This is a genomic window from Methylomonas defluvii, assembly GCF_033949435.1.
GTDB lineage: Bacteria > Pseudomonadota > Gammaproteobacteria > Methylococcales > Methylomonadaceae > Methylomonas > Methylomonas defluvii.
On the sequence record NZ_JAXARY010000001.1, the window covers coordinates 176,362 to 202,128 of the forward strand.

Genomic DNA, 25,767 nt, shown 5'->3' on the forward strand with positions numbered 1-25,767 from the left:
CGGAGCGTCCGCAGCGGCATTCCCACGCTGGAGCATGGGAACGATAGGATTTGTTGTGCTCTGTTTACTGACAAACGCAGCAGTTCTCGCCGAAGAACAAAACCCAAAACCCTTAGCCCCCGGCTACACCGCATTACCTTTCGAACCCGCAAAACCCGGCACCTACACCCTGCCAATCATCACCCAAGCCACCAACGGCGAAGTCCTAACCACCAACAACCAACCCAAGCACCTCCAAGATCTAATGGGCGACAAACTGGTGTTGCTCAGCTTCATCTACGCCGCCTGCAGCGACGTCAACGGCTGCCCGCTGGCGACCCAGGTGTTGCACAAAATCAGCCGGCAATTGCAAAAACAGCCGGAACTGGCCGATAAACTCCGATTATTAACGCTTAGCTTTAACCCGACGCAGGACACGCCGGAAATGATGCGCCATTACGGCGAAGGTTTTAATACCGGCGATTTCGACTGGCAGTTTGTGACCACCCGCGATGAGGCTGCCTTGCAGCCCATCCTCGACGGCTACCAGCAAAACGTGCAAAAAGTCTACGACGACAAAGGCCAATTCACCGGCACGTTTTCGCATTTGCTTAGGGTGTATCTGATCGATAAGGATAAAAACGTCCGCAATATTTATAGCGTGGATTTTCTGCATGCCGACACGCTGATCAACGATGTAAAGACCTTACTGGCTGATGCCAAGCCGCAAGTCGCCGCAGTGCAAGCAGTCAAGCCCGAAATGTTGTTCCAGCCCGGCGACAATAAACAAAACTATCAGCAAGCCGATTACCAAACCCGCTCCCTGGCACTGGAACAGCGGCGGGGGCTGCCGGCAAAGTTGATCGACTTTGCGCTTAAGCCGCCGCTGGGTTTGCCGAAGTTACCGGTGCCGAAAGACAATCCGCTGACTAACGCCAAAATCGCACTGGGCCGCAAGTTGTTTTACGACCGCCGGCTGTCGCTAAACAATACCTTTTCCTGTGCCATCTGCCATATCCCGGAACAAGGCTTTAGTAATAACGAGATGACCACGGCGGTGGGTATTGAAGGGCGTAGCGTTAGGCGCAATAGCCCGTCTTTGTATAACGTAGGTTACGCGCAATTGCTGTTTCACGACGGCCGCGAAAACAGTCTGGAGCAACAAGCCTGGGGGCCGCTGCTGGCGCATAACGAAATGGCGAATCCGTCGATTGCTTACGTGGTGGATAAACTAAAAGCCAGCGCCGATTATCGCGGGCTGTTTGAAAAAGCCTTTAACAAAGGGCCGACCATGGAAACCATCGGTCAGGCCTTGGCTAGTTATCAGCGTACGTTAAATTCGGCTGATTCCCCCTTCGACCATTGGTATTACGGCAAACAAAAAGCGGCGATTAGCGAGGCGGCCCAACGGGGTTTTGCTGTATTTACCGGTAAAGCCGCTTGCAGCAGTTGTCATGTGATTGGCGATAAGTCTGCGTTGTTTACCGATCAAAAACGCCATAACACCGGCATTGGCTATGCCGAATCCATGCAAAAGTCGCCGGAAAAACAAAGAGTGCAAGTGGCGCCGGGCGTGTTTGTGGATGTGGATAGCGAGCATCTGAAAGGTGTAAATACCGAGAAACCCGGCGACTTGGGTTATTACGAGATCAGTCAAAATCCCGCCGACCGCTGGGCTTACAAAACCCCGTCGCTGCGCAACGTCGCGCTCAGCGCGCCTTATATGCATAACGGTTCCTTGCCTAGTCTGGCGGAGGTGGTGAAGTTTTATAATCAAGGCGGCGTAGCCAACGAAAATTTGTCGCCCTTGCTCAAGCCGCTGGGCTTGTCTGATCGGGAAATCGCCGATCTTGTAGCGTTTCTGGAAGCGCTGAGCGGCGGCAATATAAGTACTTTAGTGTCGGACGCCTTTGCCGCGCCGGTTGGCGATAGTGGCGTGACGGCGCGGCCGATGCCGGCCCCTGGTAAGGGACGATAGCTCGGGGATTGGTCGGCTTTTTTTGTCACAAAACGGTAATATAGCGCTGCTAAATTAGCCTAATCCTTGGACCCTTTAGACTAAACATGCTTATGTCGAACTTGAAAATCCTGGTCGTGGAAGACGAAGAAGCGATCAGGGAGATGCTGGTCATGGTGCTGGAACAGGCCAATTTGACGGTGATCGCCGTAGGCAGTGCCGAGCAGGCCAGGGAGAGTTTGGCCGATAATATGGTGGATTTGATTATCCTGGACTGGATGCTGCCGGGGATCAGCGGCGTGGAATTGGCCAGACGCTTGAAAAACGAACCGGGTTACAAGGAGTTGCCTATTATTTTGCTCACCGCGCGCGGCGAGGAAGAAGACAAAATTCGCGGTTTGGAAATTGGTGCCGACGATTATGTGACCAAGCCGTTTTCACCCAAAGAACTGATTGCCCGGATCAAGGCCGTGATGCGCCGCAGCGGGAAGTTGTCGGAATCCGGACAGCTCAGCGTCGGCGATCTCACTTTGGATGCCGAGCAACACAAACTGACTATCGCCGGCCGCAGTCTGGAAGTCAGTCCTACCGAGTTTAGATTAATGCAGTTTTTTATGACCAATCCCGACAAGGTCTACAGTCGAACCCATTTGCTGGATCAGGTCTGGGGGCGTAGCGTGTACATAGAGGAGCGTACCGTGGATGTGCATATTCGCCGCTTGCGCAAAATTCTGGCCGAATATGGCCGCGAGGAACTGATCCAGACCGTACGCGGATTTGGCTACCGCTTTTCGATGGCAGACTGATTCTTCATGCAGCGTTGGCAGCGGGAAATAAATATCGCTATTGCTTTACTGATACCGGCATTAATGCTGAGTTTTTTTGTCGGGCACCTCAGCTATTTCTTATGGGCAATCACCCTTTTTCTCTACATTAAGCAATCGATCAACGTGAGCCGCCTGGAGCGTTGGTTAAGCCAGGGCGGCCGCGGAGAGCGCCCCGATTTTAAAGGGATCTGGGGCGACATCTACTACCACTTTTATAAAATTCGCAAAAGCCAAAAACGCCAGAAGAAGAAGTTGGGCAAAATGCTGGATGGGTTTCGCAAATCGACCAGCGCCTTGCCTGATGCCATTGTGGTGCTAGGCAGCTATGGCGAAATCGAGTGGAGCAACAAAGTGGCCTATGACTATCTGGGCCTGAAGCGTTCCGATAACGGGCAGCGGATTCCTAACTTGGTGCGGCACCCGCTGTTTATTCAGTACCTGAAGGATCAGGATTACCACAACAAGGTTTGTATTCCCTCGCCTATCAACGAAAACATGATTTTGCAAATCGGCATTTTCCCTTACGGTGCCGGCTTACGTTTGTTGATGGCGCAGGATGTCACCCATCTAAAGAATATCGAACGGATGCGTACCGACTTTGTGGCCAATGTCTCGCACGAATTACGCACGCCGATTACCGTGTTGCGTGGTTATCTGGAGACCTTGCAGGAACTTGACGACGGTAGCAGTCCTTACACCCGCTCATTCCAAAACATGGCGGCACAGACCGAGCGCATGCAAGCTTTGATCGATGATTTACTGCTACTGGCGCGCCTGGAGAGCAAAACCAAGAAATTCGAATGCGTGAATATTCCTGATTTGCTCGTGCAGGTTTGCCAGGAAAGCGATTTGCTGGAAAAGGACGAGCGCCGGGTCGAGCTGGTGTTGGATAGCCGAGCCAATGTGCGTGGCGATATGGAGGAGTTGCGTAGCGCTTTCAGCAATCTGTTGGTCAATGCCATGAAATATTCGCAGCCTAGCTCGCCGGTTAAAGTGAGTTGGCGGGGCAAGCCCGACGGCAGCGTTTATTTTGAAGTGGAAGATTTTGGCGACGGCATCTCCAGTGTGGATATTCCCCGGATTACCGAACGTTTCTACCGCGCCGAAGTGAAACGCAATCAAAAAATCCCCGGCACGGGTTTGGGGCTGGCCATCGTCAAGCATGTGTTGGTCAGGCACGATGCCAAGCTGGACATTGAAAGCCAACTGGGCAGAGGCAGTAAATTCCGCTGCGTGTTTCCGCGGCAGCGCGTGTGTTGAGGCTTGGCTGAATCGCGGTTAAAACGCAGTCGGCGGATTGGCGAACTGGTAAGTTTGTGAGGCGGCTTTTTTGGCGGCATTCATAGCGGCTTGTTTCAGCGCTTCGGTATTGTCGGCATGGTCAGGGCAGATGGCGATACCGATACGGCAATTGAGTTGGGCTGTGTCGTGTTCCAGCGTAAACGGTTCGGCGAGTTTTTCGATAATTAATTGAGCGATGCGCTCCGTGCTGTCGGTTTTTTCCAGCTCGGCAAGGATGATCGCAAATTCCGCACCATCCATTCGCGCCACCAAATCGGTTTCCCGCACATTCGCTAGCACGCGCTGCGCGGCTTCCTGCAAAATGCTGTCGCCTTGCGCATAACCAAAGCGTTCGTTAATGTCTTTGAAGTGCTCGATGTCCACCACCAGCAATGCCAAAAACCAGCCGCCGCGCTGCGCTTTTTTAATGTCTTGCTCCAGTCTGTCGTAAAACAGGCGGCGATTGCCAACACCCGTGAGCGGATCTAAATTAACCTGTTTCCACAGTTGTTCTTCACCGAGTTTACGCTGGGTGATGTCGAAAAACAGGCCAATACGCTTTAGCGGTAGTCCGTTGCGGTCGAAAATGGTGTTGATGTTGAGCTGCTCGACATAGAGTTCGCCGTTTTTACGTCGATTCCAGATTTCGCCCTGCCATTTCCCTTTGCTATTGATGATTTGCCACATGGATTGGAAAAAACTATCGTCATGCCGGCCGGAGCCCAGAATCCGGGCGTTCTTGCCGATTATTTCGTCGGCGGAGTAACCGGTAATGCGACTGAATGCCGGGTTAATCGAGACGATGGTGGCATCCGCTTCGGTGATCATCATCGCTTCGCTGCAATTTTGGTAAAACAACATACCTAGTTGCCGATCTTCTTCAGCCAATTTGTGTGCCGTGATGTCTTGCAGAATACCGGTCATGCGCGGGCTATTGCCGATTTGGTGGCAACCGGAGCCGCGAATCCAGCGGATTGCGCCGTCGATGCGGCGAATTCGGCATTCGAAATTCCAATTGCTGTGTTGGGTGCAGGCAGTTTGGAAACCGGCATTGACCACATCTCGATGTTCCGGTGTGACATGGCCGAGAAATGTATGATAGGTCCAATGCGGCAGCAGTTGGCTGTAGCCGAAAATTTGATCGTGTATGGCCGTGCGTTGCACCGAATAATCTTGCAAATCCAGATCCCAGGCGCCGGTATCGATGGTTTCCAATGCAAAACTCAAGCGGGCCTCACTTTGTTGTAAGGCCTGGTTGATTTGTTGTTGATGGAATAAAGTCAGGGCCAACGGTATGCCCACGCTAGCCAGGATGAACAGGTAAAACCAGATGTTTAGCAGGCCGCTTTGCAGGTGTATGGTGGCGAATGCGCCCAACTGATGTTGCAATCCCCACAGGGATTGAATGGCGGTCATGGTCACCAAAAGCAGCACGCCGTGACGGCCGAATCTGACAGCCGCCCAAACCACAAACAGGAAGGCCCAATAGGTTTCGCCGTAAGCGTTCAGCAGGTTGGGAAACCAGCTTAAAAACACCGCCTGGCCGCTCAAAAAACTCGTTGCTATGAAGGCCAGCGTTTCCAGTGAGCGTTTGGGGGCGAACCAGTCTTTCGGCCAGTGTCGCCAGATCAGAATTAAAGGCGTGACCAAGGCGATTCCCAATACATCGGCCATCCACCAGTGCCGCATACTGGGCAGCAGGGCTTCGGCAGGCAGATACTTGCTTAAAAACAAGGTCATGGGGCCGATCAGTGCGCTGAAACAGGCGGCGATGATGCCTGTCAAAGTCAGCCAGGCAAAATCCCGCGGGTGCCGTAGCGATAGCGAAAAGCCTGGGTTGCCGAGCAGTAGCCAGGCGCCAAGCCAGGATTCCAGGATATTGCCGGTAGCGATGCAGGCGGAGATTAACCAGGAGTCGCCGACCAGCATGCCGGCCAGAAACGCGCCGATGAATACGCCCGGCCAATAGCGCTTGCCGCCCAACAGAAAAGTGGCCATCCCCAGGCCGGCTGGAAACCAAACCAGCGTGACATTGCCGTTGTCGGAAAAAAAAGCCAATACCAGTTTGGCCAGCATGGCGTAGAGCAGGGCTATAGCGACTATTTTCAGTCCAACGATGTGGCGCGGAGTAAAGCCCATGAGGATTTGGAATGTGTGCTTGTAAGTTGAAAAGTGTATATCAGTCGTCTGTATTCTCCAGTTTTTCACGCGGGTTTTAATGCGAATCGGTCGAGAAAAATCGCAGACAAACAAGCGGATAACTCTATAATTGCCCGCATTTTTGAGCTTGACCGAGGAGTGGGGATGATTTCCGAAACGGTTGTTGAGTTATCGCGGGCGCAGTTTGCGCTGCATGCGGTGCAATATTTTCTATTCGTACCTTTGACGCTGGGTTTATCGCTCTTGTTGGCGGCTATGGAGTCCTGGTTTGTATTCAGCGGGCAGAGCGTTTATCAACGTATCACCCAGTTCTGGGGCAAGTTGTTCGCGATTGGTTTTGGCTTGAATATGGCTTCTTCTCTGGTGATGGCGAGTCAATTCGGTACCCATTGGTCGTATTTTGCGCATTATGTCGGCGATGTGTTTGCCTTGCCTTTATTGTTGGGCTTTGCCGGTTTGTTTATAGCTGCCAACGGCCTGGGCTGGTTTTTATTTGGCTGGCAGCGCCTGGGTAAAGGCACACATTTGGCGGTAACTTGGCTAATCGCGATTGGCTGTCACTTGAGTTTTTTCGGTTTTCTGATCGCCAGCGGCTGGATGCAAAATCCCGTGGGTGCGGAATTGAACACTCAAACGCTGCGCCTGGAGTTGCTCGATGTGTCGTTGGTGCTGAGCAATCCGCTGGCTTGGGCGAAGTTTGTGCATAGTTTGCTGGCCGGTTATGTGGTGGCGGCTGGTTTTGTGTTGGCTATCAGCGCTTACTATTTACTGAATCAGCGCGAAACCGAATTGGCGCAATGTTCTTACCGGATGGCTGCTGCTTTGGGTTTGGCGAGTGTGATCGCTACGATGGCGATAGGCGATGCCAGTGTTTATGGCGTCGGCGCGATGCAGCATAACAAATTGGCGGCCATCAACGGTCTGCCCAATGCTGCGACTTTGGCACAAAATCGCCAGCGCATAGGTAATGGGATAAAAGCTTACGCGCTGTTGCAAGAATTGCGCGACGACAAAAAAGAGCCGGAACTGTTGGCGGCATTTGCTGCCGCCAAAGTGGATTTGGGTTATGGCTTATTGCTGAAGCGTTGGCGGGAAAGCGTGACCGATGCCAGTCCGGCGCACATAGAACAAGCCGTTAGCGCCAGCGTGCCGGCTAGCGGACGTTTGTATTGGGGATATAGACTGATGATTGCGGCCGGCGCCTTGCTGGCGCTGCTGTTTGTAGCGGCAAACGCGGTCAATATCGTCGGTTGGCGGCATGCCTGGTTATTGAAGGCCAGTGTTTACGCTTTACCGTTGCCGTGGTTGGCAAGTGCCAGCGGCTGGTTTATCTCGGAGTCCGGCCGGCAGCCTTGGCTGGTAGCCGATATGCTGCCTATCTGGCAAGGTGTATCCACATTGGCTGTCGCCGATCTGGCTGTCAGTCTGGTGGCTTACGGTTTGACTTATGCCGGCCTGCTGGCGTTGGCCGTCATGTTAACTTTAAAGTTTATCGGGCAGGGCAGCGCCACCGCGTTGCCGATTAACCAGGAGCCGAGTTATGTTGCTTGATTATGAAATGCTGCGCTTGATCTGTTGGGGCGTGTTGGGCTTGTTCGTGATCGGTTTTGTGCTGAGCAGTGGTATCGAGATCGGTGTCAGTCTATTGTTACCCTTTTTGCATATTTCCGAAGCGCAGCGCGCCGGGCTGATTGCCAGGTTGGCGCCAACCAGCGCCGGCAATCAAGTCTGGTTATTGGCAACCATTGGCGTGTTGTTTGCCGGTTGGCCGACAGTGTATGCGGCGACGTTTGCCAGCTTTCAGCCTTTGCTGTTGTTGATGGTGTTATCGCTATTCGTGCGGCCTTTGGGCTGGTATTTCAGAGCTAGCGTGACGCGCGAGGATAGCCTGAAAAAATGGGATAAGGCCTTGTTTATTAGTGGCTTGTTGCCGGCGGCGCTGTTGGGGGTGATGGCCGGCAATCTGTTGAAAGGCGTGCCGTTTCATTTAGCCAGTGATATGCACATTGCTTTTCTGGGCAGTTTTTCCGGGCTGTTCAGTCCGTTTGCGTCCTTGGTCGGCGCTACCTGCGTAGCCTTATTGGCAGTGCATGGCGCGATTTATCTGCAAACGCATAGCCAAGACGAGCTATACCAGCGCAGTAAGGCGCTGGTCATGTCCAGCGGTCTGGCGTTTTTGGTGTTGTTTGCGTTGGCCGGCGGTTGGATTACTCATCTGGAGGGTTATCACGTCAGCACCGAGATTATGCCGAATGGGGTTTCCAACCCATTGACCAAATTTGTGAAACGCGGCGACGGTTTGTGGCTGGACAATTACGAGCACGAACCGGCCTTATGGGCCTTGCCTGCTTTGGCCTTTGTCTGCGGCATAGCCGCGTTGGTGTTGTCCCGTCTGGATAGAGCGTATTGGGCGTTGCTGGCGAGTGCCGTGATGGTGGTGATGGTGATTTTAACCATGGGAGTGTCCTTGTTTCCGTTCTTGGCGCCGTCCAATATCTCTTTAAATAGTTCTTTGACTATTTGGGATGCCAGCGCCAGTCTGACGACCTTGAGCGCGCTGCTGTGCCTGACGGGAGTAATGCTGCCGCTGATGGCGATTGCCACGCGCGGCCTTTATAAAATGTTACCTTGAGTGCGGCTAGGGGTGTTTCGGAGGCAATGCATGCATCGAGACTTCCTTAACCGGCGTAACTCTGCTAAAACCTAGTTTCCTAACAACTATAATTAATAAAGGTAGGCGCATCATGAAGAAAATCCTTAACCACACCCTGATCGGCATTCTGGCGTTTATACCGATTATGGTGATTGTACAAATCGTGTTGTTCGTGAAAGACCGACTTACCGATTTGTTTCAATTCGTTTACGGTTATTCCGATAATTATCTGGTGACATTTCTGTTGTTTGCCGCCAGTTTCGCGACCATTACCTATGTGGGGAGTCGGGTCAGCCTGGGCCGGTTTTCCATCATCGCGATGTTCGAACACCTGATCGAGCGCATCCCGCTGTTAAGTACGATTTACCGGGTGACCAAGAAACTGGTGAACATGATTGCCGGCCATCAATTGCAAGAGCCGCGCGAAGTGGTGTACATCGAATATCCAAAGGAGGGCATTTGGGTGCCTGCCTACGTAACCAACAAGACCGACGACCGTTATGTGTTGTTTGTGCCGACATCGCCCAATCCTACTTCAGGGTTTGCGGTGATTGTGCACGAATCGAAAGTAGTTAAATCGGATATGAGTATCGAGCAAGTGACCAGCTTTATCATCAGCGTCGGCGCCGATTTCGAAAAAGTCTCGGAAATCGCCAAATTGCCTAAGTAAGTTCTCCCGTCTGTTGCAGCGATGACCTTTTCGCTGCAACAAAATCCCTTTTCGGCTTGATGCCGTATCAGCTAACCGGACTGCTATGCACGATCCAAGCTATTTACTCGCCGAAGCGCTCGGCAATCGACTAAACACCCTGAGTCTCCGTTTGGCCTTGGCGGAATCCTGCACCGGCGGCGGCATTGCCAAGGCAATTACCGATGTGCCGGGCAGTTCCGGATGGTTTGATCGGGGTTTTGTCACCTACAGCAACGATGCCAAAATCGATATGCTGGGTGTCAAACCGGAGACTTTGGCGAGAGTGGGGGCGGTTAGCGAGGAGACTGCTTTGGAAATGGTGGCGGGCACTTTGACCAATAGCCTGGCCGATCTGGCTTTGGCCGTCACCGGTATTGCCGGGCCGGATGGCGGCACGCCGGTAAAGCCGGTCGGAACCGTATTTATCGCCTGGCAAATGCGCGGCGCTAACGGCGCTTGTTTGCAGAAACAATTCAGCGGCGACCGGCAGTCGATACGTCAGCAGGCAACGCTGTTTTGCTTGCAGCAACTTTTACACATGCTGGAAAACGCCTAATCCCGGCGATTTTTATTTCTTCGACAGCTTCTGATCCAGGTATTTTCAAGAGCTGTTCTGTAAATAGCCTGAGTTCAATCCGGAGTCGGAACAAGGCTTGATGGGCCAAAAACCTTTTAACTCCGGCTCACAAGTTACGTTAAAATGCCGCTTCTTTTGCTTGCGGATATTGTCGCCATGTTGAAAAAATTCCTGCTTTCCACGGCTGTTTCCTTAGCGCTAACTGCTTGCGCTACTAGCCCTACCGGCCGCTCCCAGTTTATCTACATGTCCGATAATCAGGTCGATCAAATGGGTTTGCAATCCTTCAGTGACATGAAAAGCAAAAACCCTATTACGCAAAACCCGCGCTACAGTCAATTTGCTAGCTGTGTGGCGCAAGCCATTACCCAACAAACCGGCGGGCAATGGGAAGTGGTGGTGTTTGAAGATGAAACCCTGAATGCGTTTGCATTGCCTGGCAACAAAATTGGTGTACATACCGGTCTGATCAATCTGGTCGACAATCAAGATCAACTGGCGGCTGTCATAGGTCACGAGGTAGGCCACGTCCTGGCGCGCCACAGTAACGAGCGTTTGTCGCAGGAAACCGCGGTCAGCACCGGATTATCGATGGTGCAAGCCGTGTCGCAGCCGCAAACCGCATTGGGGCAAACAGCGCTGGGCTTATTAGGTGTTGGCGCCCAATACGGTGTCATCCTGCCGTTCAGCCGGGTGCATGAAACCGAAGCCGACACTATTGGTGTGGATTTGATGGCGAAAGCCGGCTTTGATCCTAGGCAAAGCGTCAACTTGTGGTTGAAAATGGATAAGGCTGCGCAGGGCGGCCAACCTATCGAATTTATGTCCACCCATCCATCGCACGGTAGCCGCATCGAGAACTTGAATCAGCATATGAATCAAGCGTTGCAGATGCAGCAACAAGCCCGAAACAATGGCAGACAACCGCATTGCAGCAAATAATGAATCCGCATTTATCCCAGTTACATCCGTATCCGTTTGAAAAACTGGTTACGCTAAAACAAGGCATTACGCCGCCGGCCGACAAAGCGCATATTGCTTTGTCGATTGGCGAACCGAAACACGCCACCCCGCATTTTATCCAGGAGGCCTTGCTAAGGCACTTGCACGGTTTGACCCAATATCCCACCACCAAAGGTTTGCCTGAGTTGCGCCAGGCCATTGCCGACTGGACCTGCCGCAGGTTTGGGATTCCGACCGGCGGTGTGGACGCCGAAACCCAGGTATTGCCGGTCAACGGCACTCGCGAGGCTTTGTTCTCCTTGGTGCAGGCCGTGGTCGATCCGGCCGATAAGCCGGTGGTGATCATGCCCAATCCGTTTTATCAGATCTACGAAGGCGCGGCCTTGCTGGCTGGCGCCGAGCCGTATTATCTGAATACCGTGGAAGTCGATGGTTATTTGCCGGATTTCGACAGCGTGCCGGAGGCGATTTGGCAACGCTGCCAACTGATCTTTATTTGTTCGCCCGGTAATCCCACCGGCACGGTGTTGACACAATCCGATCATCTGAAACTATTGGCTTTGGCCGACAAGTACGATTTTGTCATCGCCTCCGACGAGTGTTACACAGAGCTTTACGACGACGAGGCCCATCCGCCGCAAGGTTTGTTGCAAAGCGCTTATCAGGCCGGCATTACCGATTTCAAACGCTGCGTGATTTTCCAAAGTCTGTCCAAGCGCTCCAATGCGCCGGGCTTGCGTTCCGGCTTTGTCGCCGGCGACGCCGAGGTGTTGAAACAGTATTTTAAATACCGCACCTACCACGGTTGCCCGATGCCGGTGCCGACCCAGCACGCCAGCATCGCTGCTTGGAACGACGAGGAGCACGTCAACCTTAACCGCCAGTTGTACCGCGACAAGTTCAGCGCGTTTATCGAAATTTTGCAGGATGTTTGCGAGATCAGCCGGCCACCAGCCAGCTTTTACATCTGGCTGAAGACACCGATTGATGACGCTGAGTTTGCTAAACAGTTGTTTGCTCAGCAAAACATTACAGTGCTGCCGGGCAGCTATTTGTCCCGCGACAGCGGCGGCATCAACCCCGGCGCCAACCATGTGCGGATTGCCCTAGTGGCTCCTATCGAAGAATGCGTCGAAGCCGCACAACGGATTAAAGCCTTTCTCAATGAAAACAAGCCGTAGGAATTTCCCCTCTTTGAAAAAGAGGGGCTAGGGGAGATTTTTAGATAAATCCCCCTCGATACCCCTTTTACAAAGGGGGAAGAAACCCAGACCCTTTTTTAAAACCATTCCAAGAAGTGAAACCATGTCAAACCTGGAAACCATCATCAACGACGCCTTTGAAAACCGCGCCGAAATCAGCCCGTCCACCGTCTCAACCGAAGTGCGTAACGCGGTTGCCGAAGCCTTGAATATGCTTGATAAAGGCGAAGCCCGCGTCGCCGAGAAAAAAGACGGCGATTGGGTGACTAATCAATGGCTGAAAAAAGCCGTGCTGCTGTCGTTTCGTATCAACGAAAACAAAGTCATCGAAAGCGGCGACGTGCGCTATTACGACAAAGTGCCGACCAAATTCGGCCAGTACAGCGAAGCCGACTTTGCTCAAGCCGGCGTCCGCGTGGTGCCCAACGCAGTAGCCCGTTACGGTTCTTACATAGCGCCCGGCGCGATCCTGATGCCGTCTTACGTCAACATCGGCGCTTACGTCGATAGCGGCACCATGGTCGACACCTGGGTAACCGTAGGGTCTTGCGCGCAAATCGGTAAAAACGTGCATTTGTCCGGCGGCGTCGGCATCGGCGGCGTATTGGAGCCTCTGCAAGCCAACCCCACCATCATCGGTGACAACTGCTTCATCGGCGCCCGCTCCGAGATCGTCGAAGGCGTGATCGTCGAAGATAATTGCGTGGTATCGATGGGCGTCTACATCGGCCAAAGCACCAAGATTTTCAACCGGATGACCGGCGAAGTGACTTATGGCTGCATCCCGGCCGGATCGGTAGTCGTCTCCGGCAACCTGCCCAGCAAAGACGGCAGCCACAGCCTGTATTGCGCGGTGATTATCAAGCAAGTGGACGAGAAAACTCGCAGCAAAACCGGGATTAATGAGTTGTTGCGGGATTAACCGCTCGCTCTCTGATGCATGGCGCTGGTTTGGCGCCATGCGTTACAATGCTGGCACCGCTTTTTCCTTGAGGGCGTAGGGCATGAACGCAATTCCATTCGATACCTTAAAATTTGCGCTGCGTTTAAAGGCGGCGGGTTTTACCGAGGCCCAAGCCGAAGTAATCACCGAAATGCAAAAGGAAGTCGTCGACAACACGCTGGAGCAAGCCAGGCACGATTTTCATCTCGATGATGTCTCCACCAAACGCGATTTAAAAGACTTGGAAGTCGTATTGCGTACCGAAATCAAAGCGTTGGAATCCGAGTTAAGCCACAAAATCGAATTACTCCGAGCAGACACTCGACGCGATCAAGCGGAAACCAAAGCCGATTTAACTCGCTGGATTGTCGCCGCCGGGTTCTTGCAAACTACAGTCATTGTGGCGGTATTGCTGAAAATAGCGCATTTGGTTTGATTCTTCACGGAGACAGTTGCTAACCGGCCAAGATTTTTTCCTTGTTACTCCAGTCCAGACATAGTGGTTCTGGTTGGCCTGTATACTCCAAGCTCCTTAACAAAACGCCATGAGGGAGTGCGATGTCCAAAGCAAACAAAGTGAGGTTTTGGAGCTTATATGCCGTGTGCCTGCTGAGCTCGGGCGTCAGAGCCATCGAAAACTGCCCCATAGAACGTGCCCGTTATGAATTGATGGGGGACGAAAAGTTCTCCGCCGGTTTTGACATTAAGCCTACGCGAGTTAATCCGGCCGGAGAGCTTGTGGTATTTGTCTCGTCGTTAGCCAGTCAATACACCTACTGGTTCAGATTGAACTCGGGAAACGGTTACTCAACACTGTCCATGACGCCTTTGGAGCAGCCCAAGCCCGGTTCGGAGTCTATACCGCTCCGTGACGCGCCAACGACGCAGCTCGAGTTGACCGAGTTTCAACCGATATTCTTAATCGACGAAAATCTGGTGTTTTTTCCTCCAGAGTCCGCTCGGCCGGGCTTGGCTGCACCAATGTACCTGTTTCCAGCTGCTCTCGCTCCAAGTCTTTGGTACCACAGTGGATCGCTCGGCAATCCCGAAAATACCCGCGAATTGATGCTCCGTGCTTTGTTTAAATATAAGGATTGTCGGCAAAGTTAAATTTTATTCGCCCTGATGGTAAACACCATTACCAACTCCTCATCCTGTTTTAAGGTCAACGGCGTTGGCAGGCCGTCCTGCCCAGGTTGTTTGCCGATGATAGGCTCGATACAGACATACTCGGCTTTTTTGTCGCTCCAAATGCCAAAAGCCAACGAAAGTCCTGCCGACAATGGCGAGATGTCGCAAGCCATTGTGACCACGTAATCGGCTGTGCTTAACTGGATCGGTGCCGCTGGCGAGTTGGCGTGATGCACTCTCAAGCTATCGTGCGGGAGCGTTGCAACTTCGATCTGCGTATCCGCAATCTCGATAAAACTGTTGGGCGAAATCGAAAAATAGGGGTGAAAGCCAGGGCGAACCAAGGCGGTTTCCGACATCGCGCGAATGCGGGTGCTGACGGTCAGGGTTTTGCTGTTGGCTTCTGTCTGCTCTTGCCAATCGGTGATTACTGCGACGCTGCCCCAGTTAGTTTCGTCAGGCGCCGTGAGGTTTTTTTGGTGCGGTAGATCAGTCTCGCAAGGCGTTATGCGGTATTCGCCGTGTTTAAGCGCAAAAGGCGGTGTTAGTTCTTCAAAATTGGGTATGCACAGATACACACCGCCGCGCGAACCGCCGTCGGCTTTATCGTGTAAGGGTTGGATAATATGAATGTCGTCTAACTGCCAATTGACTAGGGTGCCTGTGTCGGTGAATTTCATGAGGGAAAATGTATCCTGTGCTGGAATGGTTTTACGGTATTGGGTATGGCGATATTTGAGTGAGTTTTTAGGGCGCGCGATGCGGCATAAGTTGCCAGTCTGCGGTCATGGGTCTCAAAAATAAGTGCCTTGAGGGCTATTGTAAACAACGGGGCAGGGAATATGGGGGATTTCAGGTTGCCTTGATGATGTTTCTGTAACCGGTCGCTGCCGATAGGCTCAGGATTGTCGAATTTTCGACTGTAATAAAATTAAGCTGTAACCTTGTTTTATCCAGGTCGAGACGATGCAAACAACCGATATTTTTTCCTTGAAAAGTCACGCCGGCGAATATCAAGATTGGCCATTGCAGACCCAATTACTGATAAATGGCTTGCCGAGCTCGTCTTATGTGCCCGGCTATCGGCTTTTGCATCAATTTCAAACTCCCGCGCATGAATACCTGTTAATTTGCGATTGGGATTGCCCCTTTGAAGAAGCCACAGAGATAATCTTGCTGGATTGCCAGTTCAACGTGCTGGCGGTGCGTTCGTTTGGCGTGCCCTACGGCTCTTTCTGGCTGGACGAGGTGTGGGTGTTGGACGATGCCAACCTCAAGCTTAGGTTTTTTCGAGATGAGGATTGGCAAGTGACTATCACGCCGCAAAACGTCCCTTGCCTGCATTTTTCAAGCAGAAGCTGGCTGCCGGTGTTTAGAACGCGGATACAGTTAAAACGGCTTTAAGCAGATAGATCGACCGGAGGCGGTCTGCCGCTCGGGTTTTTACGGCTATGCAGCCCTAGGTAGGAATTTTCCGAACCAACCGATGTAATTGCAAATGTAGCTGGTAAGCTGGTCCTGAGAATCGAAACGGGAGTATGCCCGGCGGAAAATAGCCGATCAGGGAAAGTATGACGGCGCGCGAGGGAGTTTTAACGCATGGCAAGGATGAGCGGCTATGCGTTACAATGCGGGCATAAGTTTCAAGGAGGCAACACAGCATGAATGCGAACCCTTTCGATACGCTGCCTACGCGCAGTTGATTTAATCGCCGCCAGTTGCCGGCCCCGTTTTTCTCTTCAATCCTAACCTGCGAGCACACCATGCCAGAAAATATTTCCAATAATGCCCTAATCCTCGCCCTGTTATCTCTGAACGGCGAGATCGCTATTCAAAAAGACTACCTGGAATCCGATGAAATTCCGGAAGACGAGGTAGCCGATGAGGAAGAAGTGCTGGACGATTTGGAGCAGGCTTTCATGGAGTTTGTGGACGTTTACAAAGCGCGTGCCCACGCCGATAAAACCTTGCCTAGCCTGGAAGAATTGTTGGCCGGCGAAGAAGGCTAATAATCCATGTTGGTAATGTACGGCATCAAGAACTGCGATAGCGTTAAAAAGGCGCGCACTTGGCTGGAGGCGCGGCACATTGCCTACCGCTTCCACGACTATCGAATCGATGGCCTGGATGCGGCTTTGCTGCAACGCTTTGTCGATGCGCTGGGCCTGGATGCCGTGCTTAACCAACGCAGCACCAGCTGGCGTCAGTTGGACGATGACCAAAAATCCGATTTAACGCCCGACAAGGCCGTGCAACTCATGCTGGCTGTGCCGACCCTGATCAAGCGCCCGATTCTGGATGATGGACAGCAACTGATCGTCGGCTTCAATCCCGATCAGTATCCTACCGAATAATGAGTGAAACCCTTTCTTTGCTAGAAGCGTTGATTCGTCGCGAATCAGTGACCCCCCACGACGCCGGTTGCCAGGATTTGCTGGCGCAGCGCTTGACCAAGCTTGGCTTTGTTGACGAGCGCCTGAATTTTGCCGATACCCAAAACCTGTGGTTGCGAAAAGGGCAACAGGCGCCGCTGTTCGTGTTTTTAGGGCACACCGATGTTGTGCCGACCGGGCCGCTGGCGGCGTGGGATTCGCCGCCGTTCGAGCCAACCATCCGCGACGGTAAGCTATACGGCCGCGGTGCGGCGGATATGAAGGGCGGCATTGCCGCGTTTGTCACAGCCGTCGAGCGTTTCCTGGCCGAGTATGCCGAACATAAAGGCTCGATAGCGATCATGATGACCAGCGATGAGGAGGGCATAGCCACCCACGGTGTGGTCAAGGTGGTCGAAGTGCTGGAGCAGCGCGGCGAAAAGATCGACTGGTGCTTGGTCGGCGAGCCGTCCAGCGACAAGAAAATCGGCGACGTGATTCGCGTCGGTCGGCGCGGTTCCTTGTGCGCCAAACTGACGGTGCTGGGTATCCAAGGCCACGTGGCTTATCCGGAATTGGCGGAAAATCCGATTCATACGTTTGCACCGGCTTTAAAAGAGTTGACCGAGGAAGTGTGGGATCACGGCAACCAATTCTTTCCGCCGACTCGCTTGCAGGTGTCGAACATCAACGGCGGCACGGGTGCGGAAAACATCATTCCCGGCCAGGTGGAAGTGCAGTTCAATCTGCGGTTTTGCACGGAGCTGGACGAAGCGACCATCAAGGCCCGTACCCAGGCAATTTTGGACAAACACGGCTTTAAATACGATCTGCAATGGCGCTTGTCCGGCAACCCATTCCTGACCTCGCAAGGCGAATTAATCGACGCCACGCATGCCGCGATTGAAAGCGTCTGCGGCTTCCAAACTTTGGACGATACCGGCGGCGGCACCTCCGACGGCCGTTTCATCGCCCCGACTGGCGCACAAGTGATTGAGCTGGGGCCTTTGAATGCCAGTATTCATAAGGTCAACGAGCACATTGGCCTGGACGAGCTGGAAGTTTTAAGCCGAATTTACCAACAGATTTTGGTCAATTTACTGGCGCATTAAGCAGGTTCTTAAAATACAGGCACTCCCGCTTCTGCGGGAGCCCAACTGCCTAAACAGGGTTCGCACCGGGCCCGTGTAAACAATTGTCTTCTCCCAGTCGTCACCCCTCGGCCTCTAATACTCTGCCCAAACCGCTGGCAAGTTAGAGAAAAGCCAGCCCATGATTGAGCTATGCCGAAGCGCTCAAGGGATTATCTTCAAGCAGTGATTACCGAAGGTTTGATCCTGAAATTACGCCGGATACTAATCGCAACGACCACGCTATACTTTTAAGCCTAGATTGTGGCGCAAGCTTGGCCGACGGTCTGAAACGGAATATTCCGATATCAACAGGGGAAAGCATGACTACTAGCCCTGCTCCACAAAAGTTATTGGCGCGCTACCGGCATTACTATCCGGCTCTCCTGATTTTGCTGATTTCGCTGTCTGCCTTGTTTGTGGCTTGGCAAGATCTGAATTGGCGTTATCAGCAGCGTTTACAGGAATATTTCGATTTTGAAACCCAACGCCTTACCAGCGACATCAGCAAACGCATGGCTTTGCATGGCCAAACGCTACGCAGCGCCGCCGGCTTATTCGCCGCCAGCGACGAGGTTACCCGCGAGGACTGGCGTGCTTTTGTTGAAATGCTGGAGTTGGATCGCAGCCATCCGGGGGTGCAAGGCGTGGGCTATACGGTCTGGATTCCAGCCGGACAGCTTGAACAGCATATTGCCGATATTCGCCGCCAGGGCTTTCCTGACTATGTAGTTAATCCGTTAGAACCGCGCAGCGAATATTCCAGCATTATCTACTTGGAGCCGTTCAGCGGCCGCAATCTCCGCGCCTTTGGTTACGATATGTACTCTGAACCGATTCGGCGCAAAGCGATGGAGCGCGCGCGGGACAACGGCGAGTTGGCCTATACCGGTAAGTTGGTTCTAATCCAGGAAACCAAGGCCGATTTACAAGCCGGGATGTTGGCGTATTTTCCGGTGTATCGCAACGGCAGCATCCCACAAACCTTAGAGCAGCGCCGTTCCGCGCTATTGGGCTGGGTTTACATTCCTTATCGCATGAATGACTTGCTGAAAGCTATCCTGGGACAGGATTTATTGGCCTTGCGCCTGGAAATTTTTGATCAGGACGATCTCAGCGCCGATGGCCTGCTTTACGATAGCCAGACCGGCTTGATGCCGGCAGCGTTTAAAACCCAGGATGATGCGAAGACACGCAGCCAGCGTCTGGATTTGGGCGGACATTTTTGGACCTTGCGTTACAGTGCCATGCCAGCCTTCAGTAAGACCGCCAGGTTCGAGCCGCCCTGGGTTGAAGTATTGGCGTTGGTGCTGATCAGCTTTTTGCTGTTTTTTATTACCTGGGCCTATATCAATGCGCGCCGAAATGCGGCGATTGCGCTGCAATTGACCGAGTCGTTACGGCAAAGCGAAAGCCGGTTCCGCAGCTTGTTCGAAAACTCGCCGGTGGCCTATCTGGCAATGGATAGACAAGGTAATTTGTTGGATGTCAATCCGCAATTGTGTGCGCTGCTGGACTACGACGTTGATGAACTGATAGGCCGCAAACTGTTTGAGTTCATTTCGCCGGAAACCGGACAGGATTTTCGGCTAAAACTGCACCTGCTGAATCACTACGGTTTGCTGGAATGCGAATTGTCGCTGCTGACAAAATTGGGTCATATGTTGACCGTGATTCTGGACGGCCGCTTGCAGGGCGATAAGGCCCGACCTGCCGTTATTCATTGCATTTTGACCAATATTACCGAGCGCAAGCGCGCCGAAGATAAATTGCAATTGGCGGCCCGGGTGTTTAGCGATGCGCATGAAGGCATCACCATCACCGATGCGGCCGGCAATATTATTGATGCCAACCCGACTTTTTGCGCGATAACCGGCTATGCCCGCGAGGAAGTGATTGGCCGCAATCATAGTATTCTGCAGTCGGGAAAACACGATGCGCAATTCTATAAAGACTTGTGGCAAACCCTGCAAACCGAGGGTTGCTGGCAAGGCGAGATATGGAATCGCAAGAAAAGCGGCGAGTTATATGTCGAATTGCTGACGATCTCGGCCATGCGCAACCGCACCGGCGAAATTCTGAATTATGTCGGTTTGTTTTCCGACATCACCCAAGCCAAACTTCAGCAGCAGGAGCTGGAGCGCTTGGCCCATCACGATCCGTTGACGCAATTGCCTAACCGCATCTTGTTCAACGATAGATTTTGTCAGGCCTTGGCGCGCTGTAAACGCGACAGTACCTTATTGGGCGTCGTGTATATGGATCTGGACGGGTTCAAACAGGTCAACGACCAGTTCGGCCACGAGGCTGGCGATACATTGCTGATCGAGGTGGCTAAGCGGATAAAAGCCAATTTGCGCGAGGACGACACGGTGTGCCGATTAGGCGGCGACGAATTTGCCTTATTGATGGGCGGTCTGGAATCCAAACCGCAGTGTGAGCAAGCCTTGCTGCGTGTTCATCAGGCTATTTCCCAGCCCTACTATATCGGCGGGCAAACCGCGAAAATTGGCGTCAGTAGCGGTATTACCTTATGTCCCCTGGATGTGGGGACGCCGGATTGCTTACTCAGTCACGCCGATCAGGCCATGTATCTTGCCAAACAGCAGGGCCGCGGCAGCTATGAATTTTTTCGCCCCGGTTGAGTCTGCTTATTAGCAAGCGTTTAATTTTTCAACTAAATAAGAGGAGATACCTATGCGTTGCCATCAAGTCGATTATCAGGTTATCGGTCATGACATCCAAATGGTCGAAGTCGAGCTCGACCCCAAAGAAACCGTGATCGCCGAAGCGGGGGCGATGACGTATCTGGAGCAGGATATAGACTTCGAAGCCAAGATGGGCGACGGTTCCGGTGGGGTGATGGATAAGCTGTTTGGTATCGGCAAACGAATGCTAACCGGCGAGTCGGTATTTTTGACCCATTTCACCAATCACGGTGCGCAAAAACGCCGGGTGGCCTTTGCCGCGCCTTTTCCGGGCTCAATCGCGGCATTGAATATGGCTGAATTGGGTGAAGAAGTGATTTGCCAGAAATCGGCGTTTTTAGCGGCGGCTTACGGCACCCAAGTGGATATCGCTTTCAACAAACGTCTGGGTAGCGGCTTTTTCGGTGGCGAAGGTTTTATTCTGCAACGTCTGCGCGGTGACGGCATGGCCTTTATCCACGCCGGCGGCACGGTGATCCGTAAGGAATTGCGTAACGAAACCTTGCGTCTGGATACCGGCTGTCTGGTGGCGTTCAGCGGCGACATCGATTACAACATCGGGATGAGCGGCGGCTTGAAAAGCATGCTGTTCGGCGGGGAAGGTTTGTTTCTGGCGACCTTGAAAGGTACCGGTTCGGTGTGGATTCAAAGTATGCCATTTTCGCGTTTGGCGGAGCGGGTGTTAAGCCAATATAAGCCAACCATCGGTCAAGATAGCCAGTAGCGGTGGTCAAGCGCTAAAGCAAGCCATGTTCGGCAAACGAAAAGGGCTGGCCGTCGCCGACGATGAAATGGTCCAGTACGCGGATGTCGAACAGGCCCAAGGCCTGTTTGAGTTTGTCGGTAATTTGCCGGTCGGCTTGGCTGGGTTCGTTGATGCCGGACGGATGATTGTGAGCAAATATGACCGCCGCCGCATGATGAAATAAGGCCCTTTTTGCCACTTCGCGCGGATAGACGCTGGCACCGTCGATGGTGCCGCGAAACAGCTCTTCCCATTGAATCACCCGATGCTGGTTGTCCAGAAACAGGCAGGCGAACACTTCGAAACTGTAGCTACGCAATTGGGCGCTGAGATAAGCGCGCGTGATGTCCGGGCTGGTCAAGGCGCTGCCGCGTTGCAATATCTCGGCGAAATGGCGGCGGGCCATTTCTAGTACGGCTTGTAATTGGGCGTATTTTGCATCGCCTAAACCGTTGCTCCGGCAAAAGCGTTGTTGATCGGCGCCGAGCAGCGCCTGCAAGGAACCGTATTCGCTCAATAAATCGCGGGCCATATCCACCGCGGACTTGCCGGGTGTACCGGTACGCAGAAAAATCGCCAGTAGCTCGGCGTCTGTCAGCGCGGTAGCGCCACGCTGCAAGAGTTTTTCACGGGGTCGCTCGTCTGTGGGCCAATTCTTGATGCTCATCAACTCCTTCCGGCCGTTAATAATTGATTTTAAGCATAGAAGAAGCAGAAGGAGTTTGCCATGAAGCAAACTGAAAAGATTAAATGGCTAATTGCGCCGAGACTTTAGGTGCGCTGCACGCAAAGTTAGCGATGAAGGGAATGTTTGCAAGGCGTTGGCATGCTTGCCGCAGCTTGGCGAAGGGGGCTGGCTCCTGTTGCGAAGCCTAATTTGTCCGCCAGCAAGGCCAGCAATCGTTCGGTTTCCGCCATGCCTTTCTCGTCGCGCGGATACAGCCGCAGTTCGGCAGGCAAACGGGCGTCGATGGATTGCAGCGATTCGTGCATGGTATATAAGGTTGCTTCGCTGGTGATCAGCACCGGCATAGTCTTGGCATCGGCACACTGACTTCTTCCCGATACGGTACCCCGCGGTAATCGAGCATCCAGCGCACTAACTCGCTGATATGGGATACCGGAATCGTCGATAAACCCTTCCGATTCTTTCTCTGCGGACCTTAATCAGATTGTCATTTGCCGCTGCCTATAATCCCGGCCTCTTCATAACGCTTAGGAGCAGTCACAATGCAATTCATAAAGCCAACCAAACTGGCATTGGCAATAGCCGGCTTGTCAGCGCTGAACGCGCCGGTATTTGCGGAAACCGTTGATGTACCGCAAATGGAGCAGGGCATTCAGATCGGCGATTTAGCGCCTGGACGCGCTATCGTTTGGAGCCGGGCGGATCGCCCGGCGCGCATGATGCTTAAATATGCTTACAACCCGCAGTTCAAGGACGCGATTAGTGTCCGTGGCCCGTATGCATTGGCAGAAACCGACTTTACCGCCCGCCAGGACTTGACCGGGTTGGCTGATGGAAAAGACGTTTATGTGAAAGTCTGGTTTGAGGATTTGACTAATGCTCGCGGCAAAAGCGCAGCGGAGGTTGGCCATTTCCATACCATCGGTAAGCGCGACGATATTCGTTTTGTTTGGGGCGGCGACACCGCTGGTCAAGGCTGGGGTATCAACGAAAGCTTTGGCGGCATGAAAATCTACGAAGCTATGCGCCAAGTCCAGCCGCAGTTTTTCATTCAAAGCGGCGACAACGTGTATTCGGATGGCCCGATTCCGGAGAGTAAACTGGCCGAGAACGGCCAGATTTGGACTAACCTGGTCACGCCGGAAGTGAGCAAAGTTGCGGAAACCTTGGATGAGTTCCGTGGCCGCTACAAATACAATCTGCTAGACGAAAACGTCCGCCGTTTCAATGCCGAAGTGCCGCAAATCTGGCAGTGGGACGATCATGAAGTGGTGAATAACTGGTCGGATTCCAAAGACCTAAGCGTCGATCCGCGCTATACCGAAAAGAATGTACCGACGTTGATTGCCCACGCCACCAAAGCCTTCTTGGAGTATGCGCCGTTGCGCCCGCACGACGCGGAAGAATCCGAGCGGATTTATCGCAAAATTTCCTACGGCAAACTATTGGACGTGTTCGTACTGGATATGCGCAGCTATCGCGGCCCTAACACCGCCAATCTGCAAACTCAAGAAAATGCCGAAACCGCTTTCCTCGGTGCCGAGCAAATGGCTTGGCTGCAGGACGAGTTGAAGCACTCTAAAGCCACCTGGAAAGTCATCTCCGCCGACATGCCGATTGGTTTGAATATCGGCGACGGTAACACGGCTCAAGGCCAAGCGCGTTGGGAAGCTGTAGCAAACGGCAATGATGGGCCGGCGGCCGGGCGGGAACTGGAAATCGCTCGTTTGTTGAGTTTTATCAAGCATGAGCAAATCAACAACCTGGTTTGGCTGACTGCCGATGTTCATTATGCCGCCGCGCATTATTACGATCCTGCCAAAGCGGCATCCAAAGACTTCGCGCCGTTCTGGGAGTTCGTCGCCGGTCCGTTAAATGCCGGTTCCTTCGGGCCCAACAGCACTGATGGCACCTTCGGTCCGCAAGTGGTTTTCTCCAAAGCGCCGCCAGCCGGCCAAGCCAATTTGTCGCCTTACGCTGGCCTGCAGTTTTTTGGCGAAGTGAATATCGACAAGAAAAGCCGCGCCATGACGGTGGATTTTAAGGACATCGACGGCGCTGTGGTCTTCAGTAAAACCCTGGCGGCGGAAGCCGAACGTGAACGCGAGCACGATCATCAGGACCGCGATCGCGACTAAAACCAAGTTGCCGGGACGGTAATTGCCGCCCGGCAATTTCTCTGGTTAAGCCATTTAACTTCAAGCAAAATAAGGACTCTATTCATGTTGAAACCCACGTTATTGACTATGGCCATGCTGGCTGCAATTGGTACGCAAAACAGTGCTCAGGCGCTGCCGCACAGTGAACATCACGAACACGCCAGTGCCGGTCCGTTGGTCATCGGCCATCGCGGCGCGTCCGGCTATCGTCCCGAACATACTCTGGCTGGCTATGCACTGGCGATTGAATTGGGTGCGGATTTTATCGAACCCGACCTGGTGCTGACCAAGGACGGCCAGATGATTGCCCGCCACGAACCCATGATAGGCGGCACCACCGATGTGGCCAATCACCCGGAATTTGCTGATCGGAAAACCACCCGCATGGTAGACGGCGTAGCCGTGACCGATTGGTTTGCCAGCGACTTTAGCTTGAAAGAAATCAAAACCCTGCGCGCCATCCAAACCCGCGGCCGGGATAATTCATATGACGGTGAGTTTGAAATCCCGACTTTGAATGAAGTGATTGCGCTGGCCAAGCAGCAAAGCGCAAAAACCGGCCGCCTCATTGGCATCTATCCTGAAATCAAACATTCCACATATCACGCCGAACTGAAGAACGCTAAGGGTAAGCCGTTGTTCGGTAAAAATTTCTTCGAAGACAAGCTGCTGAAAAAGCTGCATAAGGAATACGGCAATAGCCCATGTGCGCCGGTATTTATCCAGTCTTTCGAAGTCAGCAATCTGCAATATTTGAGCCGCAAAACCGACATCAAATTGGTACAGCTGATCGATGCGGACGACGTCAATGCCGACGGTTCCATGTCGCTGGTTGCGCCTTACAAGCAGCCCTACGACTTCGTGGTGAAAGGCGATCAACGTACATTTGCCGACTTGCTGAGCGACGACGGTCTGGACTTTGTTAAATCCTACGCGGATGCGGTAGGTCCTTGGAAGCCGTATTTGGTAAAAACGGTTGCCGACGGTGTGGACCGCGACAGTGATGGCAGCATCACTATCAAAGACCGCCGGGTAGAAGGCAGCACCGGCGTAGTGGAAATGGCCCACGATAAAGGTTTGCTGGTGCACACCTGGACGTTCCGCAACGACGCCAGTGGCTACGGCTTTGCTGATCCGCAACAGGAAATGACCTATTACTATGATTTAGGTGTGGATGGCTTGTTTACCGACTTTGCCGACACCGGAGTTGCGGCCCGTGATGCCTCGGTGCACGGGGATGGCACGCAGGCTGGAGAATGTTGCGGATTGGAGTGGAGTCACCTAGGGCGTCATCGTTAGCGCTAGTCGATGATTGTCATTATGTTCTGCAAGCTCCATGGTTTGCGGAGCATCGCCTTGGTGTTAGGCGAACAAGCGCCGGAACGAGTTGTACTTTAATTATTCATACGTCAGCGGCGAGCTTGTTCCGGCGGATGGTGGTAGTCATTAGTTGGCCTAGCGTGCCGTGCCCGGGCATAACCTCTTCCCCGAAAGGTTAACTACGCATGGCAAAGCGTATATGATTTGGATAGCTGGCAAGTTTGTCGGTGTCACGTGATGCCGGCTTGGAGTGGCTAAAATTCTTGATCAGCACGCAACGA

The 25,767-nt window shown here is 53.0% G+C and carries 24 protein-coding genes; 20 read left to right on the forward strand and 4 right to left on the reverse strand.

Features of this window, described 5'->3' with window-relative positions; all coding sequences use genetic code 11:
* The first annotated feature begins 34 nt into the window (after positions 1-34).
* The 3 genes from QLH52_RS00880 to phoR all read left to right on the forward strand — a co-directional run bounded on the left by QLH52_RS00880 (position 35) and on the right by phoR (position 4,023).
* Positions 35-1,957: a cytochrome c peroxidase gene (locus QLH52_RS00880; RefSeq protein WP_425256935.1), complete on the forward strand. Its 1,923-nt coding sequence runs from the start codon at positions 35-37 to the stop codon at positions 1,955-1,957.
* A 92-nt stretch (positions 1,958-2,049) separates the two neighbouring features.
* Positions 2,050-2,742, forward strand: coding sequence for a phosphate regulon transcriptional regulator PhoB (phoB, locus tag QLH52_RS00885; RefSeq protein ID WP_033155876.1), 693 nt, complete (start codon positions 2,050-2,052; stop codon positions 2,740-2,742).
* Positions 2,743-2,748: 6 nt separating this feature from the next.
* A complete protein-coding gene (gene phoR / locus QLH52_RS00890) occupies positions 2,749-4,023 on the forward strand; it encodes a phosphate regulon sensor histidine kinase PhoR (protein WP_319960244.1) in 1,275 nt (424 codons plus the stop codon).
* An 18-nt stretch (positions 4,024-4,041) separates the two neighbouring features.
* On the opposite strand, the gene QLH52_RS00895 is transcribed toward phoR, so the two are convergent.
* Entirely contained in the window at positions 4,042-6,183 is a 2,142-nt protein-coding gene (locus tag QLH52_RS00895; protein ID WP_319960245.1) for an MASE1 domain-containing protein, read from the reverse strand.
* A 165-nt stretch (positions 6,184-6,348) separates the two neighbouring features.
* Here QLH52_RS00895 and QLH52_RS00900 point away from each other — a divergent pair, with 165 nt between their 5' ends.
* The 9 genes from QLH52_RS00900 to QLH52_RS00940 all read left to right on the forward strand — a co-directional run bounded on the left by QLH52_RS00900 (position 6,349) and on the right by QLH52_RS00940 (position 14,343).
* Positions 6,349-7,755 carry a cytochrome ubiquinol oxidase subunit I gene (locus tag QLH52_RS00900; protein ID WP_319960246.1) on the forward strand — a complete coding sequence of 469 codons (1,407 nt, stop codon included), beginning with the start codon at positions 6,349-6,351 and terminating at the stop codon, positions 7,753-7,755.
* Positions 7,745-8,836, forward strand: coding sequence for a cytochrome d ubiquinol oxidase subunit II (gene cydB / locus QLH52_RS00905; protein WP_319960247.1), 1,092 nt, complete (start codon positions 7,745-7,747; stop codon positions 8,834-8,836). The genes QLH52_RS00900 and cydB overlap by 11 nt, the downstream gene beginning before the upstream one ends.
* A 112-nt stretch (positions 8,837-8,948) precedes the next feature.
* Positions 8,949-9,527: a DUF502 domain-containing protein gene (locus tag QLH52_RS00910; RefSeq protein WP_205453023.1), complete on the forward strand. Its 579-nt coding sequence runs from the start codon at positions 8,949-8,951 to the stop codon at positions 9,525-9,527.
* Positions 9,528-9,612: 85 nt separating this feature from the next.
* Positions 9,613-10,104: a CinA family protein gene (locus QLH52_RS00915; RefSeq protein WP_171696652.1), complete on the forward strand. Its 492-nt coding sequence runs from the start codon at positions 9,613-9,615 to the stop codon at positions 10,102-10,104.
* A 177-nt stretch (positions 10,105-10,281) separates the two neighbouring features.
* On the forward strand, positions 10,282-11,067 hold the full coding sequence (locus tag QLH52_RS00920; RefSeq protein WP_319960248.1) for a M48 family metallopeptidase: 786 nt from the start codon (positions 10,282-10,284) through the stop codon (positions 11,065-11,067).
* Entirely contained in the window at positions 11,067-12,269 is a 1,203-nt protein-coding gene (dapC, locus tag QLH52_RS00925; RefSeq protein ID WP_319960249.1) for a succinyldiaminopimelate transaminase, read from the forward strand. The genes QLH52_RS00920 and dapC overlap by 1 nt, the downstream gene beginning before the upstream one ends.
* A gap of 124 nt (positions 12,270-12,393) precedes the next feature.
* A complete protein-coding gene (dapD, locus tag QLH52_RS00930) occupies positions 12,394-13,212 on the forward strand; it encodes a 2,3,4,5-tetrahydropyridine-2,6-dicarboxylate N-succinyltransferase (protein ID WP_319960250.1) in 819 nt (272 codons plus the stop codon).
* An 82-nt stretch (positions 13,213-13,294) separates the two neighbouring features.
* On the forward strand, positions 13,295-13,669 hold the full coding sequence (locus QLH52_RS00935) for a CCDC90 family protein (protein WP_171696648.1): 375 nt from the start codon (positions 13,295-13,297) through the stop codon (positions 13,667-13,669).
* 122 nt (positions 13,670-13,791) lie between these two features.
* Entirely contained in the window at positions 13,792-14,343 is a 552-nt protein-coding gene (locus QLH52_RS00940; protein ID WP_319960251.1) for a hypothetical protein, read from the forward strand.
* On the opposite strand, the gene QLH52_RS00945 is transcribed toward QLH52_RS00940, so the two are convergent.
* Positions 14,340-15,044, reverse strand: a complete 705-nt coding sequence (locus QLH52_RS00945) for an aldose epimerase family protein (protein WP_319960252.1) — start codon at positions 15,042-15,044, stop codon at positions 14,340-14,342. The two genes, QLH52_RS00940 and QLH52_RS00945, sit on opposite strands and share 4 nt — an antisense overlap.
* A 286-nt stretch (positions 15,045-15,330) precedes the next feature.
* On the opposite strand from QLH52_RS00945, the gene QLH52_RS00950 reads away from it, so the two are divergent.
* The 6 genes from QLH52_RS00950 (at position 15,331) to QLH52_RS00975 (ending at position 21,298) form a co-directional block, all read left to right on the forward strand.
* Complete coding sequence (locus tag QLH52_RS00950; protein WP_101052008.1) at positions 15,331-15,768, forward strand: hypothetical protein; 438 nt, start codon at positions 15,331-15,333, stop codon at positions 15,766-15,768.
* Between the two features lie 359 nt (positions 15,769-16,127).
* Positions 16,128-16,373, forward strand: coding sequence for a hypothetical protein (locus QLH52_RS00955; protein WP_033155885.1), 246 nt, complete (start codon positions 16,128-16,130; stop codon positions 16,371-16,373).
* Between the two features lie 6 nt (positions 16,374-16,379).
* Entirely contained in the window at positions 16,380-16,718 is a 339-nt protein-coding gene (locus QLH52_RS00960) for an ArsC family reductase (RefSeq protein WP_101052009.1), read from the forward strand.
* Positions 16,718-17,848, forward strand: a complete 1,131-nt coding sequence (gene dapE / locus QLH52_RS00965; protein WP_101052010.1) for a succinyl-diaminopimelate desuccinylase — start codon at positions 16,718-16,720, stop codon at positions 17,846-17,848. Before QLH52_RS00960 ends, dapE begins: the two co-directional genes overlap by 1 nt.
* 341 nt (positions 17,849-18,189) lie before the next feature.
* On the forward strand, positions 18,190-20,511 hold the full coding sequence (locus QLH52_RS00970; protein ID WP_319960253.1) for a sensor domain-containing diguanylate cyclase: 2,322 nt from the start codon (positions 18,190-18,192) through the stop codon (positions 20,509-20,511).
* A gap of 52 nt (positions 20,512-20,563) precedes the next feature.
* Positions 20,564-21,298: a TIGR00266 family protein gene (locus tag QLH52_RS00975; protein WP_319960254.1), complete on the forward strand. Its 735-nt coding sequence runs from the start codon at positions 20,564-20,566 to the stop codon at positions 21,296-21,298.
* 13 nt (positions 21,299-21,311) lie between these two features.
* On the opposite strand, the gene radC is transcribed toward QLH52_RS00975, so the two are convergent.
* On the reverse strand, positions 21,312-21,986 hold the full coding sequence (gene radC, locus QLH52_RS00980; RefSeq protein WP_033155889.1) for a RadC family protein: 675 nt from the start codon (positions 21,984-21,986) through the stop codon (positions 21,312-21,314).
* A gap of 125 nt (positions 21,987-22,111) precedes the next feature.
* Complete coding sequence (locus tag QLH52_RS00985; RefSeq protein ID WP_319960255.1) at positions 22,112-22,351, reverse strand: hypothetical protein; 240 nt, start codon at positions 22,349-22,351, stop codon at positions 22,112-22,114.
* Between the two features lie 198 nt (positions 22,352-22,549).
* Between QLH52_RS00985 and QLH52_RS00990 the strand changes: the two genes are divergently transcribed.
* Positions 22,550-24,145, forward strand: coding sequence for an alkaline phosphatase D family protein (locus QLH52_RS00990; protein ID WP_319960256.1), 1,596 nt, complete (start codon positions 22,550-22,552; stop codon positions 24,143-24,145).
* A gap of 84 nt (positions 24,146-24,229) precedes the next feature.
* Positions 24,230-25,465 carry a glycerophosphodiester phosphodiesterase gene (locus QLH52_RS00995; RefSeq protein WP_319960257.1) on the forward strand — a complete coding sequence of 412 codons (1,236 nt, stop codon included), beginning with the start codon at positions 24,230-24,232 and terminating at the stop codon, positions 25,463-25,465.
* Positions 25,466-25,767 lie beyond the last annotated feature (302 nt).